The sequence below is a fragment of the Polaromonas sp. P4_F9 genome, assembly GCF_056401235.1.
In genome coordinates this window covers 18567-34211 of sequence record NZ_JBFUJT010000014.1, presented here as the reverse complement: position 1 = coordinate 34211, position 15645 = coordinate 18567, and the positions used below count along the sequence as shown (strand labels likewise).

The 15645-nt window shown below is 62.6% G+C and carries 18 protein-coding genes; 6 read left to right on the top strand and 12 right to left on the bottom strand.

Going from position 1 to position 15645, the window contains the following annotated elements:
* Positions 1-500: 500 nt before the first annotated feature.
* Genes AC1DUB_RS13820 through AC1DUB_RS13805 form a run of 4 tightly spaced genes read right to left on the bottom strand, consistent with a single transcriptional unit; the run spans position 501 to position 3675 of the window.
* Positions 501-2114: an MFS transporter gene (locus AC1DUB_RS13820; protein ID WP_477729969.1), complete on the bottom strand. Its 1614-nt coding sequence runs from the start codon at positions 2112-2114 to the stop codon at positions 501-503.
* The gene (locus AC1DUB_RS13815; RefSeq protein ID WP_477716590.1) at positions 2111-2638 is read right to left on the bottom strand and encodes a DUF421 domain-containing protein; all 528 of its coding nucleotides are present in this window, start codon (positions 2636-2638) and stop codon (positions 2111-2113) included. Before AC1DUB_RS13815 ends, AC1DUB_RS13820 begins: the two co-directional genes overlap by 4 nt.
* The gene (locus tag AC1DUB_RS13810) at positions 2635-3246 is read right to left on the bottom strand and encodes a M17 family peptidase N-terminal domain-containing protein (RefSeq protein ID WP_477716589.1); all 612 of its coding nucleotides are present in this window, start codon (positions 3244-3246) and stop codon (positions 2635-2637) included. The genes AC1DUB_RS13815 and AC1DUB_RS13810 overlap by 4 nt, the downstream gene beginning before the upstream one ends.
* A 27-nt stretch (positions 3247-3273) precedes the next feature.
* The gene (locus AC1DUB_RS13805; RefSeq protein WP_477716588.1) at positions 3274-3675 is read right to left on the bottom strand and encodes a hypothetical protein; all 402 of its coding nucleotides are present in this window, start codon (positions 3673-3675) and stop codon (positions 3274-3276) included.
* Between the two features lie 412 nt (positions 3676-4087).
* Between AC1DUB_RS13805 and AC1DUB_RS13800 the strand changes: the two genes are divergently transcribed.
* Complete coding sequence (locus AC1DUB_RS13800) at positions 4088-4855, top strand: YoaK family protein (RefSeq protein ID WP_477729968.1); 768 nt, start codon at positions 4088-4090, stop codon at positions 4853-4855.
* Positions 4856-4982: 127 nt separating this feature from the next.
* On the opposite strand, the gene AC1DUB_RS13795 is transcribed toward AC1DUB_RS13800, so the two are convergent.
* Complete coding sequence (locus AC1DUB_RS13795) at positions 4983-5117, bottom strand: hypothetical protein (protein ID WP_477729967.1); 135 nt, start codon at positions 5115-5117, stop codon at positions 4983-4985.
* A gap of 261 nt (positions 5118-5378) precedes the next feature.
* Between AC1DUB_RS13795 and AC1DUB_RS13790 the strand changes: the two genes are divergently transcribed.
* Together AC1DUB_RS13790 and AC1DUB_RS13785 are read left to right on the top strand one after the other, a co-directional pair.
* Positions 5379-6158, top strand: coding sequence for an SDR family oxidoreductase (locus AC1DUB_RS13790; RefSeq protein WP_477729966.1), 780 nt, complete (start codon positions 5379-5381; stop codon positions 6156-6158).
* Positions 6159-6232: 74 nt separating this feature from the next.
* Positions 6233-7132, top strand: a complete 900-nt coding sequence (locus AC1DUB_RS13785; protein WP_477730059.1) for an alpha/beta fold hydrolase — start codon at positions 6233-6235, stop codon at positions 7130-7132.
* Between the two features lie 63 nt (positions 7133-7195).
* Here AC1DUB_RS13785 and AC1DUB_RS13780 read toward each other — a convergent pair whose 3' ends face one another.
* The gene (locus AC1DUB_RS13780; protein WP_477729965.1) at positions 7196-8080 is read right to left on the bottom strand and encodes a LysR substrate-binding domain-containing protein; all 885 of its coding nucleotides are present in this window, start codon (positions 8078-8080) and stop codon (positions 7196-7198) included.
* A gap of 140 nt (positions 8081-8220) precedes the next feature.
* On the opposite strand from AC1DUB_RS13780, the gene AC1DUB_RS13775 reads away from it, so the two are divergent.
* Positions 8221-9423, top strand: a complete 1203-nt coding sequence (locus AC1DUB_RS13775; protein ID WP_477729964.1) for an MFS transporter — start codon at positions 8221-8223, stop codon at positions 9421-9423.
* A gap of 36 nt (positions 9424-9459) precedes the next feature.
* Positions 9460-10272: a 2,5-didehydrogluconate reductase DkgB gene (dkgB, locus tag AC1DUB_RS13770; protein WP_477729963.1), complete on the top strand. Its 813-nt coding sequence runs from the start codon at positions 9460-9462 to the stop codon at positions 10270-10272.
* Between the two features lie 109 nt (positions 10273-10381).
* Here the strand turns inward: dkgB and AC1DUB_RS13765 are convergent, their stop codons facing one another.
* The 4 genes from AC1DUB_RS13765 to AC1DUB_RS13750 form a co-directional block, all read right to left on the bottom strand.
* Positions 10382-10852, bottom strand: a complete 471-nt coding sequence (locus tag AC1DUB_RS13765) for a DM13 domain-containing protein (RefSeq protein ID WP_477729962.1) — start codon at positions 10850-10852, stop codon at positions 10382-10384.
* Positions 10853-11052: 200 nt separating this feature from the next.
* A complete protein-coding gene (locus AC1DUB_RS13760) occupies positions 11053-12489 on the bottom strand; it encodes an aldehyde dehydrogenase family protein (protein WP_477729961.1) in 1437 nt (478 codons plus the stop codon).
* A gap of 79 nt (positions 12490-12568) precedes the next feature.
* Positions 12569-12979, bottom strand: coding sequence for a thioesterase family protein (locus AC1DUB_RS13755; protein ID WP_477729960.1), 411 nt, complete (start codon positions 12977-12979; stop codon positions 12569-12571).
* 3 nt (positions 12980-12982) lie between these two features.
* The gene (locus AC1DUB_RS13750) at positions 12983-13165 is read right to left on the bottom strand and encodes a hypothetical protein (protein WP_477729959.1); all 183 of its coding nucleotides are present in this window, start codon (positions 13163-13165) and stop codon (positions 12983-12985) included.
* Between AC1DUB_RS13750 and AC1DUB_RS13745 the strand changes: the two genes are divergently transcribed.
* Positions 13164-14207: a transcriptional regulator GcvA gene (locus AC1DUB_RS13745; protein WP_477729958.1), complete on the top strand. Its 1044-nt coding sequence runs from the start codon at positions 13164-13166 to the stop codon at positions 14205-14207. The genes AC1DUB_RS13750 and AC1DUB_RS13745 overlap by 2 nt on opposite strands.
* On the opposite strand, the gene AC1DUB_RS13740 is transcribed toward AC1DUB_RS13745, so the two are convergent.
* Complete coding sequence (locus AC1DUB_RS13740; RefSeq protein ID WP_477729957.1) at positions 14195-15097, bottom strand: amidohydrolase family protein; 903 nt, start codon at positions 15095-15097, stop codon at positions 14195-14197. The two genes, AC1DUB_RS13745 and AC1DUB_RS13740, sit on opposite strands and share 13 nt — an antisense overlap.
* A gap of 73 nt (positions 15098-15170) precedes the next feature.
* Entirely contained in the window at positions 15171-15644 is a 474-nt protein-coding gene (locus AC1DUB_RS13735) for a cupin domain-containing protein (RefSeq protein WP_477729956.1), read from the bottom strand.
* Position 15645: the final 1 nt, after the last annotated feature.

The following is a 15645-nucleotide window of genomic DNA, read 5'->3' as shown; positions in this document are numbered from 1 at the left end:
ATGAAAGCGCAAAGCGAAGGCGCGCTCAAAGGCGTGCTGGGACACCCAAGACAAGAAAGTCCTCATGGATCGAGGGCATGTCGTCGATCCGCAAAATGCGCCGGTTCTGCTGCGGGGTCATGGTTCGCGGGTACACAGAACTCGTCTCGAAGTCATGCTCGAAGGCATGGTGTGCGTGAAAAATCCGGCGGCGGTGTGGCGCCTGGCGACACTCCCGTTAGGAAGCCTCGGTCGCTCGCCGGCGTTTGCACTTGCCCTGGAGCGGTCCTGTCAACGGAAAAATCTGATTCCAGAGCCAGGTTCCTGATTTTTCCCCAATAGCCCTGACATGCACCCAAAAGAATCTAGTGACTGAGTGACTGGCTCATTCGTTTTGGGTGTGGCGAACATGGTCGAGTTCTCCAAAAAAGAGTCAAGGTAATGTCTGATACAGGTTTGCGTTGACATCCCGGTCGTAAAAAGTGCAAGCGCCGGCTCGAAGGGGCCGGCAGCCTCCATGCTCAATTGATGGCCTCCAGTCTGAAGTATCGCTGCGCTGGGGGCTGCCTGGTCACGGTCAACCCGATGATGTCGGACAACACGGCCTGGTCTTCGTCGGAGATCCGGTCGTTCTGGTCCCCATACTCAGTCCGGGACGACACCATGAATCGTTCCTTTTGCAGCGCTGGGTTCTCAAGGTCTTCGAAAATGCCCCATTGGTAGGCGCCGTTTTTTCGTCTGATCCTTCCGAGCATGATGACTTTTTCGAGAAATTCCGCGCGGTTCTGAGGCGGAACCTGGTAGTCGTTGTAGACGGCGATGGGTCCTTCCCCCTGTATATCGAGGGTCTCGCTGAAGACCGGCGTCATCGTGGCCAGGGGGAGCGGCGGCGATGGTGTGGCGCTGGCACTGCCGGTCGATGGCAGGGTCAGAAAGAGACCACAGGTAGCGGTGACTGCAAGCGTAAGCAGCGCGATCGTCAGTGCAATCTGGGGGCTGGAGAGCTGGGCGATGAAGCCCCAGACAATGCTGCCCGCGCTGACACCGCCAAAAAACGTCAAGGAGTAAATGGCGATGACGCGGCCGCGCACCCAGGTGGGTGTGGCCGGCAGGAGGCTTGCCTGCAAGTTGGAGAGAACCAGTATCCAGCCGGCGCCGGCGAGCGCCATGGTCGCGCACAGGGTCCCAAAATGCGGGACGTAGGCGAGAGCCGCCAAGTTGGCGATGAAGCACAGGTTGCCCGCGAACATCATGCCTTCCGTGCCCAGTCGGCTCTTGAGCCGCGGCATCAGTCCGATGACGGCGATGGCGCCGAGACCGACGCTGCCCACCAGCATGCCGTATCCGCCCGATGAAAGTCCCATGGCCTTACGTCCGATCAGCGGCAGCAGCGCCCACATCACGCTGGCCGGTAACAGGAACATTAGGCTTCTGCTCAGGATGCGCAGCACCGCAGGCGAAAAGCGTGCGAACTGGATGCCGGTGCGCAATGACGAGACGAATGCTGTGGCAGAGATGGGCTTGACCGTCCGCACCTCGGGCGTCCAGCGGAGCAGAAGCAAGGCCAAGGCGATGAAGGATAGCGCATTGAAGGCCAGCGCGAGCGATGGGCTTTGAAGGCCGATGAGGATACCGGCTATGGCGGGTCCCAACGCACGCGCAAGGTTCACGGAAACGCCGTCAAGGCCAAATGCCGAGGTCTGCAGTTCCGGCTTGACGAGTTGTGGCACCACGCCTTTCCAGACCGGATAGTAGAACGCACCGCCCGCACCCATGGCGAAAACGTAGAGAAGCAGCATCCAGGGCGCGATGGGCATTACCAGCGACAAACCGGCCATGAGCGCCGACACGCAGGCCACGAAGAAGGCCGCCGTGACAAGCATGGTGCGCTGGTTAAGGCTGTCGGCAAGTACGCCTGCCGGGAAGGCGAACAGCAAGTAAGGCAGGCTGGCCGCGCCTTGCATTAGTGATACGAGCAGCGGCGAGTCGGTCGCCGATATCATCATCCAGCTGGCCGCCATGTCCTGCGTCCAGGTACCGGTATTGGCGATCAGGGTGGCGATCCACAGGGTGCGGAACAGTGGTTCCGCCAAGGGCGCCCAGCTGCCGGGAGTAGCTGTGCTGGATGCGCTCATGTCGACTCTTGTTTGTCGATTTCCGACTCGATGGGGGAGCCTTTGTGGGTGACGATCAGCCGGCCCTCGGAGTCGAGCACCACCCGCCGGACTTCGGCCATGTCTTCGACACCCTGCAGCATGAGCAATGCGCGGAGCTGCGGCGCTGTCATCAGCACCTTACGGAGTTCAGCGCCCAGTATCTTTCCGTCGATGACCACGGTAATGGGCTTGCCTTCGATGAGGGCACTCATGGCGTGGCTGTGAAACGTAAGGTAGCGGATGGCGCGACTGCACACGACGAGCGTGGCGGCGGAGATCAGGCCCCCAGCGAGCGAGCTGTCCCCGCCAACCATGGAGTTCTGCACGGCGTTGCTGATCAGCAGCATCGCCACCAACTCGGTGGGACCCATCTGAGCGATCTGACGGCGACCGGCTATCCGCAATAGAACCAACACGATCGCGTACACGACCAGCGTACGGACGATCAGGTCCAGTGGGGAAACCGTCAGCTCGAATAGAGGCGAGAGCATGAATGCGGTCATTTGCCGAAAGCGGTCCTCAATCCCTTGAGTGAGCTTTCGAGATGTTGCGTGCCTGCCAGGAATATGACCTCCTCCAGAAGGAAGTCTTGCTGCAGACCTCGCGCATGCAGCGTCTGTGCCCAGGAAATGGCCTGTGTCATGCCGCGTGCGAGCGCGACAGACACCTCGGACGCGTCGAACAGCGAGAGCCCCGCGTCCTTCAGGCTGGGCGCGAAGCAAAAACTCCAGACGTTGAGCTTGATGGCTTCGCGCGCGGCGACACGACCCACGGCTGTGAGTGTGTCCAGTGTCAGCATGGTTGGGTCGCCCAAGCCAATCAGTAGCAGGTTACGCGCGGGGATCTGCTGGCGCGCGGGCTGTAGCAGCAGCGTTTCGAGCCGTTCACCGCGAAAAATATCCTCGCTGCGCAGGTCTCGAATGGCGCCCTTGAAGCCTGCATCTATCAGCTCGGTGCCGCCGCCGTAGGTCTGGTTCAGCGTCTGGTCGGGAAAGCAGACGACCTGCAAGGCGGTGTCCGTTGCTGACGGGCTCATGGCTACAGCCTTGAACGTTACTTTCCCGTGCGAGAAGCTTTCGGGGCTGTCGGGATTGAGGTGCGTGGATGTCATGGCAATGGTCCTTGTTGTGCAAATGGGTCAGGATGGATCGGTGCTGATGTCGGGTTTTCCGGCAGCATCGACCATCACCTGGGCGCGGCGCTTGCCCGCCTGGTCGGTCAGCACTACGCCGGTCGGCCCGCCGTTTTTCAGGAACAAGTAGCTTTGCTGTCCGCCTTCGCCAGCCAAAAACACGTGCGTGCCTTTGGCGTCCAGGCTGATCTCGACGCGCTTCGCACCGGTGTCCCGGTCGAAGAGTTGCAGGGCGGCGTCTCCGCCCGCGTCCGCGCCAAGCCACAGCTGTGGTCCGCTGCCACTGCTGCCCATGGTCAGCGCCACGCCGTTAGCGGTCGCGCCTAGGCGCGCTTGCTGCTGACCGTTCGCATCCAGCAACTGGAATTCGTGGGCTTTGACTACGATGTGTTCGCCGGATGTTGGCATGGTCGGTTCCTTCCTCAGGATATGGGCAGGACCCCGGCGGATGTGGACGTCACTGTGGCCGATTCGGTTTTGGGCATGACCACGTGGCGACGTCCGTCAGCGCGCAGGGCGGCGCAAAGGTGACAGTGCTAGCATCATAGGACAGCCTGCATGGAATGGCTTGTTGAAAAGTGCGATTTTTGGCTGCCGCGTACCGGTTTTGCGCGCGGCATCTATGAAGAATGACGGTGTGAGGGCAGAAAAGCCGCAAACCGGGAGGCTTGGAAAGCCCATTCTCTATCAGTCAAGAAACAAGCTCTTGACTCTTCACTCCTGGCGCCGGGGTTGCCGGCGGGCAGGGCACCGTCTGCTGCAAGAGCAGGCTTGGCCTGAAGCCGCCGGCGCTGGCGTTCCACATCCCGAGGACATATCAATGAGTACCACCAATCCCACCGCCACCGCGCCGCAGGCGTTTTCCTCCGCGCCTGCGCCCGCGCCGGCGACGCCAGACGCCTCCGGGCCCATGGTCAGCCGGCGTGTGAGCATCCTGCTCTCGTTCACGGCGGGCTTCGTAGACACCTTCGGGTTTGTCGCGCTGTTTGGGCTGTTCACGGCTCACGTCACCGGCAACTTCGTGCTTATAGGCGCGGCGATCGCGGGCGCCGGCAGCGCCGCCGTGCTGGGCAAGTTGCTGGCGCTGCCGGCCTTTGTGGCCGGCGTGGTGGCGACCCGTGCCTGGCAACTGCGTTGTGAGCGGGAGGGCCGTGCGTCTGGCGTGGCGGTGGTGGTTGTGCAACTGCTACTGCTGCTGGCATTCATGGCCAGCGGTGTGCTCGCCACGCCGTTTCTGCACCAGGACGGCTGGCAGGTGATCGTGGTGGGCTTGCTGGGCGTGCTCGGCATGTCGGTGCAGAACGCGGCGTCGCGAAGCACCTTCTCGAAGATGAGTCCGTCCACCGTGATGACCGGTAATGTGACCCAGATATCCATGGACCTGATTGACCTGTTGACCAAGGCGCCGGGATCCGCAGCTGCGGCGACGCGTGCGCGCGGGATGTGGCCGGCCATCACGGCCTTCGCGATAGGCTCGCTCGGCGGTGCGCTGGCTTTCAAGCCCATGGGATTTTGGGCCATCCTGGCGCCGGTGGCGGCGCTCGCACTGGTGCTGAACGCGCTGACGCAAACAAGCCCGGCTCCGTAAAAATCACTGACCTGGAAGGTGCGCCCGGCTTTTGCGTGGGGCATGTGTGGGTTTCTAAAACGGCGCAGGGCCGGGCTGTGGCCATCGCGCTTGAAACGCTCAGCCTTTGATGACGGCCAGCAGCTCCCTATTGATGTCGTCCTGGTTCGTGACGCAGGTCGCGCGGCGCGCCGGGATAGACCTTGAGCGCAGGGCCCTTGATCATGCTGGCCGCGAGTTTGCCGGTGGCCTCGAATGGAACAACCTGGCATTGGTGCAACATCAAGTTGCCGTCCTGTTCTTCAATGGATCACAAGATGTGTGCATGCGAGCAAAAACCCTGCAACGTATGGCTTGGGCAACCTTTCGTGCCTTGCCATCTAGCGGGTCATCCAAGCCTCGCCAATTCATAAAAGCTGAGTGATCAAAACACTTTTTAGACCTTCTTCTAACAGAAGATGAATCGTACATTGGCTTTATCGGCTGGCTATCGGGCTAACCGACCCCAAGCTTTTGTCATTCACTCAACTTTCAGGACATCACCATGAATACGCTCACAACCCAAAGACTCAAGGACAAAGTGGCCATCGTCACAGGCGCCAGTTCCGGCATAGGCCGCGCGACGGCCAGGCTTTTTGCCGCCGAAGGCGCGCGCGTGGTGGTGGCTGCCCGCCGCCAGCCGGAACTGGACAGCCTGGTGGCCGAGATTGCGGCCGACGGCGGCACGGCCGTGGCATTGGCCGGCGATGTGCAATCGGAAGCCTTTGCCCAAGCGCTGGTTGAATTGGCCGTGGCGAAATTTGGCCGGCTGGACATTGCCTTCAACAACGCCGGTACGCTGGGCGAAATGGGCCCGAGCACCGGAATTTCGGCGCAAGGCTGGAATGAGGCCCTGAGCACCAATTTGACCAGCGCCTTCTTTGGCGCAAAACACCAGCTTGCAGCCATGCAAAAAACGGGCGCCGGTTCGATTATTTTTACCTCGACTTTTGTCGGTCATACATTTGCTTTCCCCGGTGTGGCCGCTTATGCCGCCAGCAAGTCCGGGCTGATCGGATTGACACAGGCCCTGGCGGCGGAGTATGGTCCGCAAGGCATTCGGGTCAATGCCATCTTGCCGGGCGCGGTAGACACCGAGATGTATCGGGCCATGAACAACACCCCCGAATCCCAATCGTTCGTGACCAATCTGCACGCGCTGAAGCGGCCGGCACGGCCTGAAGAGCTGGCCCGTTCGGTGCTCTACCTGGCTTCAGACGATTCGTCGTTCGTCACCGGTACTGCCTCGTTGGTTGACGGTGGCGCATCCATCACCCGTACCTGATCTCCTGTCTTTCATCGTATCCATCTCAACGTGAGGAAGTCACCATGAAAACACGCAATATTATTTTTTCAGCGATGCTAAGCGCGGTGCTCTACGCCGGCACCGCCACCGCCGCGCCGCCGTCCCTGCCCGCAGGCTTCAAAACTCGCACGGTCACCATGCAGGACGGAACGAACATTTTCGTTCGCTCGGGCGGGGCCGGCCCGGCCGTGGTGTTGATCCACGGCTTCGGCGACACAGGGGACATGTGGGGGCCGCTGGCGCAGGACCTGGCCAAGACGCATATGGTCATCGTGCCCGATCTGCGCGGCATGGGACGCTCGTCGAAAGCGACCGGCGGCTATGACAAGAAGTCGCAGGCCACCGATATCCGGACGGTCGTCACGCAGCTGGGACAAGACCATGCCGCAGTGGTCGGTCACGACATCGGCACCATGGTTGCCTATGCTTACGCGGCGAGCTATCCCGATAAAGTGGATAAATTGGTCGTGATGGACGCGCCCGTTCCGGGCATTGCGCCATGGGATCAGATCGTTCTCAGCCCGCAACTTTGGCATTTTAATTTTTCTGGCCGCGATGCCGAGCGTCTGGTGGCCGGGCGCGAACGCATCTACCTCGATCGCTTCTGGAATGAGTTCGCTGGCGACCCGTCCAAGATAGACGAAGCGACGCGCGTTCACTACACCAGGCAATATGCGCAGCGTGGCGCCATGCGGGCTGCCTTCTCCCAGTTCACGGCCATTGCTGCGAAAGACGTGGCGGACAACATCACCTGGTCCAAAACCAAACTGGCCATGCCCGTGCTGGCCATCGGCGGCGAAAAATCATTCGGCGCAACCATGGCCGTTGTGATGCGCAACGCGGCGACGAATGTCCAGGAAGAGGTGGTGCCAAAGGCGGGGCACTGGCTCATGGAGGAGAGCCCTGATGCGACCGTTGCGTTGATTGGGAAGTTCCTCGGCAGCGGACGATAAGTTGCGCGCCGTGCCGCGCTGGGCCCGCGTGATTTCAGCTCCAGCCAGGGTTCTGTTGTCGGGTCAGCGCAGCCGAGCCGCGATGAAATCCAGAAACGCCGTGATGCGCGACGACAGCGCCGTGTTGCGGTAGTACACCGCGTTGACGGCCTGCCGCACTTCGACGGTGTCGCGCGCCAGCAGCTGCACCAGCTTGCCGTTCGCGCGATCCGCTTCGGTCATGAAGTCGGCCAGACAGACGATGCCCATGCCCGCCAGCGCCAGGTGCCGCATGGTTTCGCCGCTGGAAGCGCTGAAAGCAAGGGCTGCGGCGTAGCTGTCGCCCTGCGGCCCGCGCAGCGGCCACTGGTTCAGTGTTGGCAGCTGGCTGTTGCCGATGAGCGCATGGCTGGCAAGGTCTGCCACGCGTTTGGGTCTGCCGTGTTTTTCAAGGTAGGCCGGGCTGGCCAGCACGCGCAGGCGGCTGCTGCACAGCGGCCGCGCGTGCAGCGTGGAGTCGCGCAGCGGCCCGATGCGGATGGCGATGTCGGTGCGCTGGGCCAGCAGGTCCACGTTGAGGTCGTCGGTGTTGAGCTCGAGCTGGATCTTCGGAAACAGCGCGCTGAATTCCGGCACCAGCGGCACGATGGCGTGCAGCATGAAGGGCGAGGCGGCATTGACCCGCAGCAAGCCGGCCGGTTGCTGGCGCCGCGTCACCAGTTCGTCCTCGGCCTCGTCCATGGCGTCCAGGATGGCGCGGGTGCGGGCCAGGAAGGTCTGGCCTTCTTCGGTCAGCTCCAGCCGCCGCGTCGTGCGGCGCAGCAGGGTGGTGGCCAGCTTTTTCTCCAGCCGGCCGAGCGCGCGGCTGATGCCCGAGACGGTTTGCCCCAGCTGGTCGGCCGCCGCGGTGATGGAGCCGGTGTCCACCACCGCGCGGAAGGCCAGCAGTTCTTCAATCGTGGTCTTCATGGTTTTTCAGGGCGTAGCTTCAGGGTGTAACGTGCATGGCATTGTTGATTTCTAGTCAACTATATTGTGCGCGTACAGGGCTTATTCTGCAAAGATAAAAAGCCCACACTGCAGGCTTCGTGAAACCTCCGGAGCCTCTCATGCCCATTGCCCTTCTTGCGCTGACGATCAGCGCCTTTGCCATCGGAACGACCGAGTTCGTCATCGTCGGCCTGCTGCCCACTGTGGCCGCCGACCTGCAGATCAGCCTGCCCTCGGCGGGCCTGCTGGTCAGCCTGTACGCGCTGGGCGTCGCCATCGGCGCGCCGGTGCTCACCGCCCTGACCGGCAAACTGCCGCGCAAAACCCTGCTGCTCGGGCTGATGGCCCTGTTCACACTGGGCAACCTGCTGGCCTGGCAGGCGCCGGGCTATAACTCGTTGATCGCCGCGCGCATTCTCACGGGCCTCGCGCATGGCGTGTTCTTTTCCATCGGCTCCACCATTGCCACCGGCCTGGTGCCCAAGGACAAGGCCGCCAGCGCCATTGCCATCATGTTCACCGGCCTCACGGTGGCGCTGGTCACCGGCGTGCCGCTGGGCACCTTCATCGGCCAGCACTTCGGCTGGCGCGAAACCTTCCTGGCGGTGTCGGCTCTCGGCGCCATCGCCTTCCTGGTGAGCCTGCTGTTCGTGCCGCGCCACATCAAGCACACGCCACCGGCCTCGCTGGCGCAGCAGTTCCAGGTGCTGGCTCAGCCGCGCCTGCTGCTGGTCTATGCCAAGACGGCCATCGGCTACGGCGGCTCCTTCATTCCCTTCACCTTTCTGGCACCCATCCTGCAGCAGTCGGGCTTCAGCGCCGGCGCCGTCGGCTGGGTGATGCTGGTGTACGGTGTGTCGGTGGCGGTGGGCAATCTCTGGGGCGGGCGCCTGGCCGACCGCCGTGGGCCAATTGCCGCGCTGAAGATCATCTTCGCGCTGCTCGCCGCCGTGCTGTTGCTGTTTCAATTCACCGCGCCGCATCCGTGGCTGGCGGTGGCCACCGTACTGCTCTGGGGCGCCGTGGCGTTCGGCAATGTGCCGGGCCTGCAGGTGTATGTGGTGAGCCAGGCGGAGCGCCACACACCGCAGGCGATCGACGTGGCCTCGGGCCTGAACATCGCCGCCTTCAACCTCGGCATTGCCTTTGCGGCCTGGGCCGGCGGCCTGGTGGTCACGCACCTGGGCCTGATGCACACGCCGTGGATAGGCGCGGGGGTGGTGCTGGTGGCGTTGGCGCTCACTTTTTGGAGCGGCCGGCTGGACGTGCGCGACGGCGTGCCGGCCCGCGCGGCCAGCCAGGGCCCTGTGCCCGCCCACTGACTTATTCATTCATTCCGCAGAAACAAGGACACCAACATGACCCTTCCCATCATTCCCGCATTCGGCCTCGGCACCTTCCGCCTGAAAGACCGGGTCGTTGTCGACTCCGTCAGCAACGCGCTGGACCTCGGCTATCGGCTCATCGACACGGCGCAGATTTATGGCAACGAAGCCGAGGTCGGCCAGGCCATTGCCGCCAGCGGCGTGCCGCGCAGTGAGCTTTTCCTGACCACCAAGATCTGGACCGAACACCTCGCCAGAGACCGCGTCATTCCCAGCCTCAAGGACAGCCTGGCCAAACTGCGCACCGACCAGGTGGACCTCACGCTGATCCACTGGCCGTCTCCTGGCCAGGCGGTGCCGCTGGCCGACACGCTGGGCGCCTTGATGGAGGCCCAGGCGCAAGGACTGACAAAGCAGATCGGTGTCTCCAACTTCAACATCGCCTTGCTGCAGGAATCCATCGAGGTGGTGGGCGCCGCCAGTATCGCCACCCTGCAGATCGAACTCAGCCCCTACCTGCAAAACCGCCGGGTCGCTGAGTTCGCACGCAGCCAGGGCATTCACATCACCTCGTACATGACGCTGGCCTACGGCAAGGTGTTGCAGGACCCGGTGATCCGGCAGATCGCGCAGCAGCACGGCGCCACACCCGCGCAGGTGGCTCTGGCCTGGGCTTTGCAACTGGGCTACGCCGTGATTCCGTCGTCCACCCGGCGCGTCAACCTGCAGGGCAATTTGCTGGCGCAGCAGCTGCGGTTGACCGACGAGGACATGGCACAGATCGCGACACTCGACCGCGGCGAGCGCCTGGCCAATCCGGACGGTCTTGCGCCGAAGTGGGACTGAGGGCTCTGCCGCCGGGCAGATGCGGGCTGTGGCCTTGCCGGCATCTTCGTCAAGATCACCGCCTGTGCGACCGCTCGACGCCAGCGAACCGGTGCACGGTTTTCTGCGTCTAGCGATACCTGGCGGCCGTGATGAATTGGCTGAAAGACTCACACCAGACGATCACCGTGTTGTAGCGTGAAATGTCGACCGACCCCGGGACTGAAACAACGAAGTTCTCGAAGGTTTTGACGTCCCCGACGCGCATCATGCGTGCCTTCAGGCGCACAAAGTCCGCCTCTGTTTCGACGAACTCGGGCGACAGATACAGCTTGTAGTCCGGCCCCGGCGCAAGCCTTCCCGACAGGGCAATGCTTTGCGGGCTGACCGAGACCGTGCCTTCACCCCAGTGAAACAGGTCACTGTCCTTGAGGTCCCGGCGGAACTGGCCCGTGTATGTGGCCTGGCCTACCTGGGAGGCGATCTCGGTGGCGGAGGGCGCCGGTGGCGCCGTGAGGACAGGCAAGGCATAGATGCCCGCGGCGAAGCCCGCGGCAAACGCCACGACATAGGATGCGATGAGAAGCAGGGCTTTCTTCATGACACGGCCCAAACGTGCGCCAGCCGTGCACTGGCGCGTATGAATGTGCGTCGCTGAATGACCGACCTTGTTGAACGGAACCGCCGCCATGACGGTTGCAGGACCAGTGTAAGGTTCAACCGCCCGCGCTGGCAATGCCCCGGGGCCGATGGCGGCCGATGCGGCACCCGGATGGCGACCGGGGCGCCCGTAGAGCCGGCTCAGGCCAGCGTGTAGGAAGTCTTCACCGTCGTGAAAAACTCCTGGGCGTACCGGCCCTGCTCGCGGGGCCCATAGCTTGACCCCTTGCGGCCGCCGAAGGGCACGTGATAGTCCACTCCGGCCGTCGGCAGGTTCACCATCACCATGCCCGCCTGGCTGTGGCGCTTGAAATGGGTGGCGTACTTCAGCGAGGTGGTCGCGATGCCGGCGGAGAGTCCGAACGACGTGTCGTTGGCGACCTCCAGCGCTTCCTCGTAGTCCGCCACGCGGATCACGCTGGCCACCGGGCCAAAGACTTCTTCGCGGTTGATCCGCATGGAAGGTGTGCTGTCGGTGAAGAGCGCCGGTGTCATGAAGAAGCCGTCCTTGTCCGCCTTGATACGTTCGCCGCCGAACGCCAGCGTTGCGCCTTCCGATTGCCCGATGTGCACGTAGCTGAGGTTTTGTTCAAGCTGGGCCTGCGAGGAGACCGGCCCCATGTCGGTCCCCGCGGCAAGCGCGTCCCCAACCCTGATCCGGGCGATGCGCGCCTGCAGGGCTTCCACGAACCGGCCGTAGATACCCTGGGTCACGATCAAACGGCTGGAGGCCGTGCAACGCTGACCGGTTGAATAAAACGCGCTTTGAGCACAGAGTTCCACCGCCTGGGTCAGGTCGGCGTCGTCAAGCACGACCTGCGGATTCTTGCCCCCCATCTCCAGCTGGATTTTCTTGAAGCTGGCAACGCAGGCTTGCGCAATGCGCCGGCCCACGCCCACCGAGCCTGTAAAACTCACGGCATCGATACCGGCGTGATGGACCAGCGCCTCGCCGATCACGCTGCCCCGGCCCATCACCAGGTTGAACACCCCGGCCGGGATGCCGCTGCGCGAGATGATCTCGGCCAGCGCCCACGCAGAGCCAGGCACGATGTCGGCAGGCTTGAAGACGACACAGTTGCCCCAGGCCAGAGCCGGTGCGATTTTCCAGGCCGGGATCGCGATGGGAAAGTTCCACGGGGTGATCAGCCCCACCACGCCAACGGGTTCGCGCGTGATTTCCACGCCGATGCCCGGCCTCACGGAAGCCATGCTCTCGCCGGCCATGCGCAGGCATTCCCCCGCGAAAAATTTGAAGATCTGCCCCGCACGGGTGACCTCACCGATGCCTTCGGCTTTTGTTTTCCCCTCCTCCCGCGCGAGCAGTGTGCCAAGTTCTTCCTTTCGCGCAAGGATTTCGGTGCCGATCCGGTCGAGCGCATCGCTGCGCAACTGAATACCCGAGGTCGACCAGCCCGGGAACGCCGCTCGCGCCGCGTCCACCGCCGCGTCGACATGGGATGCATCTGCCTGGGCGTACTCACCCAGGACATCTGCCAGGTTGGAAGGGTTGATATTGGGTGCGTAGCTTGCGCCGGCAACCCAGCAGCTGGCAATCAGATTGTTGTAGCGTTGCATGGGGATCCAGAAGACAAAGAAAAAGAAGAAAAGAAGAAGAACGAATGTGGCGGGAAGAGATAAGAGATAAGGAATAAGGTCAGCGCACCGCCAGGGCGCGTTGGGCCTTGTCGTGAACACGCCCGCGGAGCTTGGCCACGTCCACGATGAACCGGCTGTGTGTTCCGCTGCAGATCTCTTCGATGCCGTCCACCGCCGTGACCTTGAAGCTGACCTTGCGTCCGTCCATGGCAATGACCGTGGCGGTGATCTGCACCGCCATGCCAACCAGCGTGGCCGCGCTGTGGCTGAGATCAATTGCGATGCCCACGGAGTTCTCCCCGGGGCTGACATGCTCCAGGAGAAAGTCGAGGCAGGCTTGCTCGATGTCCCGTACCAGCTCCGGTGTGGCGTACACGCGAAGCTCCTCGCCGAGAAAATCCACGGTTCGGGGCAGGTCCACCGTGATGGCTCTGGAGACCTCCGCGCCGATGCTCAGTTCATTCGTCATTTTTTACTCGTCATTCTTTTGTTCCAGGTTTGTGACCGGCAAAACGTTCATGGCGGTCATGGCGGCAAAGTTTATGGCTGCGGATTCCTCCGGACAAGCGACATTTAATTGAACCCGGCACAAGAAAAACTTGAAGCGAAACTCGAAGCGAAACCTCAAGCGCAGTGGCCGGAGGAGCGGCTTCATGGATGTGACACCGGGATGTGTTTCAAGTAAACTCACCGTCAGGGTTCCAAGAATTAAAAGGCTCGCTTCGAGCCTGAATTACCAACAGAGACAAGAGATGGCGCGTCAGATTCCCCCCCTCAATCCCTTGAGGGCGTTCGAGGTGGCAGCGCGTCATCTGAGCTTTACCCGCGCGGCCGATGAGCTGTTCGTTACCCCCTCAGCCGTGAGTCATCAGGTCAAGGCGCTGGAGGAAAGCCTGGGTGTCGTTCTTTTCGTGCGCGAGTCCAAGGCGCTCGCGTTGACGGCAGCGGGGCGTGCCTACCTGCCCGGCGTGCAGCAAGCGTTCCAGCAATTGGCCGCCGCGACCCAACAGCTGCATGCCCAGAATCTGCCGGCGCTCCGGGTCAGCGTTCCTCCGACTTTTGCCGTCAAGTGGCTCATTCCGCGCATGGAACGGTTCATGAAGGCGCACACGGACATCGACCTCAAGATTTCAACGTCCGCGCGCATGGTCGATTTCGAGCGCGAGGACTACGACCTGGCGATCCGCTATGGCCGCGGCAACTATCCCGGCCTGCATTCCGAGGTGTGTCTGTCGGTCGAAGTCTTTCCGGTGTGCAGCCCCGCGCTCATGCGCGGCGAGCACCCGCTGCTGAAGCCGGAAGATTTGAAACATCACACTTTGCTGCACGACGACAGCAAGTACACCGACGTCTCCAATCCGGACTGGTCGATGTGGCTGGCACATGCAGGGGTGACCGGCGTCGACGCGACGCGTGGTCCCTCGTTCTGGCCCAGCCATCTCGTGATCAATGCAGCCATCGACGGTTTGGGCGTTGCCCTTGCAAAGAAGAACTGGGTGCTCCACGACCTGGCCCAAGGTCGCCTGGTGCGCCCGTTCGACATCAGCCTGCCGGTCGAGTTTTCCTACTACATGGTGTATCCGAAAGAACGGATCAACGATCCGCGCATCATGCTTTTCGCAGAGTGGGTTCGCAGCGAGGTTGCCCTGGCCAATGCCGCTGAATCAACAGACGCCGAGGCAGCCTACAAGCGGTAGATACGCTGTGCGTTGTCATGCAGCAGCATGCGGCGCTCTTCAGGTGGCCGGTCTGCGATGGCGGCAAGAAAGCCCGCCAGAATGTCTTCATAGCGCGCCACCAGGCTGTCCACCGGAAAATTGCTGGCGAACAGGCAGCGATCCGCACCGAAAATCGCAATCGTGTCGCGAATGATGGGCACATTCGCCGTCTGGGTCCAGGGCTGACCCTGCTGGCCCAAACCGGATATCTTCACGGTGGCATTCGGTTGGCGCGCGACCTGTTCCATGGCCCGGCGCCAGCCGCTCAGACCTTCGGCACTCCGGTCTGCCGGCAGTCCCGTGTGGTTGATGATGAGCCGGGTAGCGGGGAAATCACGGGCGAGGTCGGCAGCCTGGTCGAGGTTCCACCAGGGCGCCTGCAGATCAAAAGAAAAAGAATGGTGCTCCAGCGATGCATAGCCCCTGCGCCAGCGCTCGTCATCCATGGACCCCGGCAAGCCGCGCCGGGCATCGGCACGCAGCGCGGCGGTCACGGGCTTGTGGCGTATGCCACGGACCATCGCATAGCCGGCCTGCCCCTGGAGCACTTCATCCACATCCGGTGCATCAAGCCTGGCATGCCCGACGATGGCAGAAGGCCATCCCGTCTCACGGGCCAGCTGCGTCAGCCAGTGCGTCTCGCCCAGCGGCGTCGCACGCTCCCATTCGGCTTCTATGTGAACGGTCTTGACGGGCCGAAAGCCCTCGGTGTCTCGGGCCAGGTCGCAGGGCAGGTAGTCGCGCTTGAGTGCGGCATAGTCGCCATACCGGAACCCGCTGACATCTTCCCCCTGCAGCCAGGGGTAGGGATTGTTCCGCAGGTCCCAAAAATGCTGGTGGGCATCGATAAAGGGTTCATCAAAGTTCATGCCGGCGATTCCTTGCAGCGGGCGGCGGGGCGAGCGACCATGCGTTGAAACAGTCGAACGCCCCGGGGGGCCGTCAGTTTTTCTGCGGTACCAGCGTGGTGAACGACGGGCCCATGCCGATCACGTCACAGACGACGTCCCCGTCCTTGGTCCACGAATAGTGAGGTGCCTCGATGGGTTCCTTGAAGAGCGATCCTGCAGGGTAGGCGATCAGCTTGGACTCGTCAAACTTGTCACCGTAGCCGAAGTAGAGGGTGCCCGAAATGATGGAGACGATCCTGACCTTGTCGGGATGGGTGTGCACAGGTAGTTTGGTGTTCGCCGGGATGCGTACGCGCAGGATGAAGAGGCCCGGCTGTTTCGGGTCGCCGAACAGGACCGCGCTCTGGGAGGGCGAGGCGGGGTTCATGGTGTAGCGGACATCGCCCGGCTTGAACGATATGTCGGGAGGCGCGACCTCGTCGGCGGACCACGCGGCCGGGATGCAGGCCAGGGCCAACAGGGAAGCGCCGCAGAAGGCGCGTAGGTACGATGCAGTAGTGTTCATG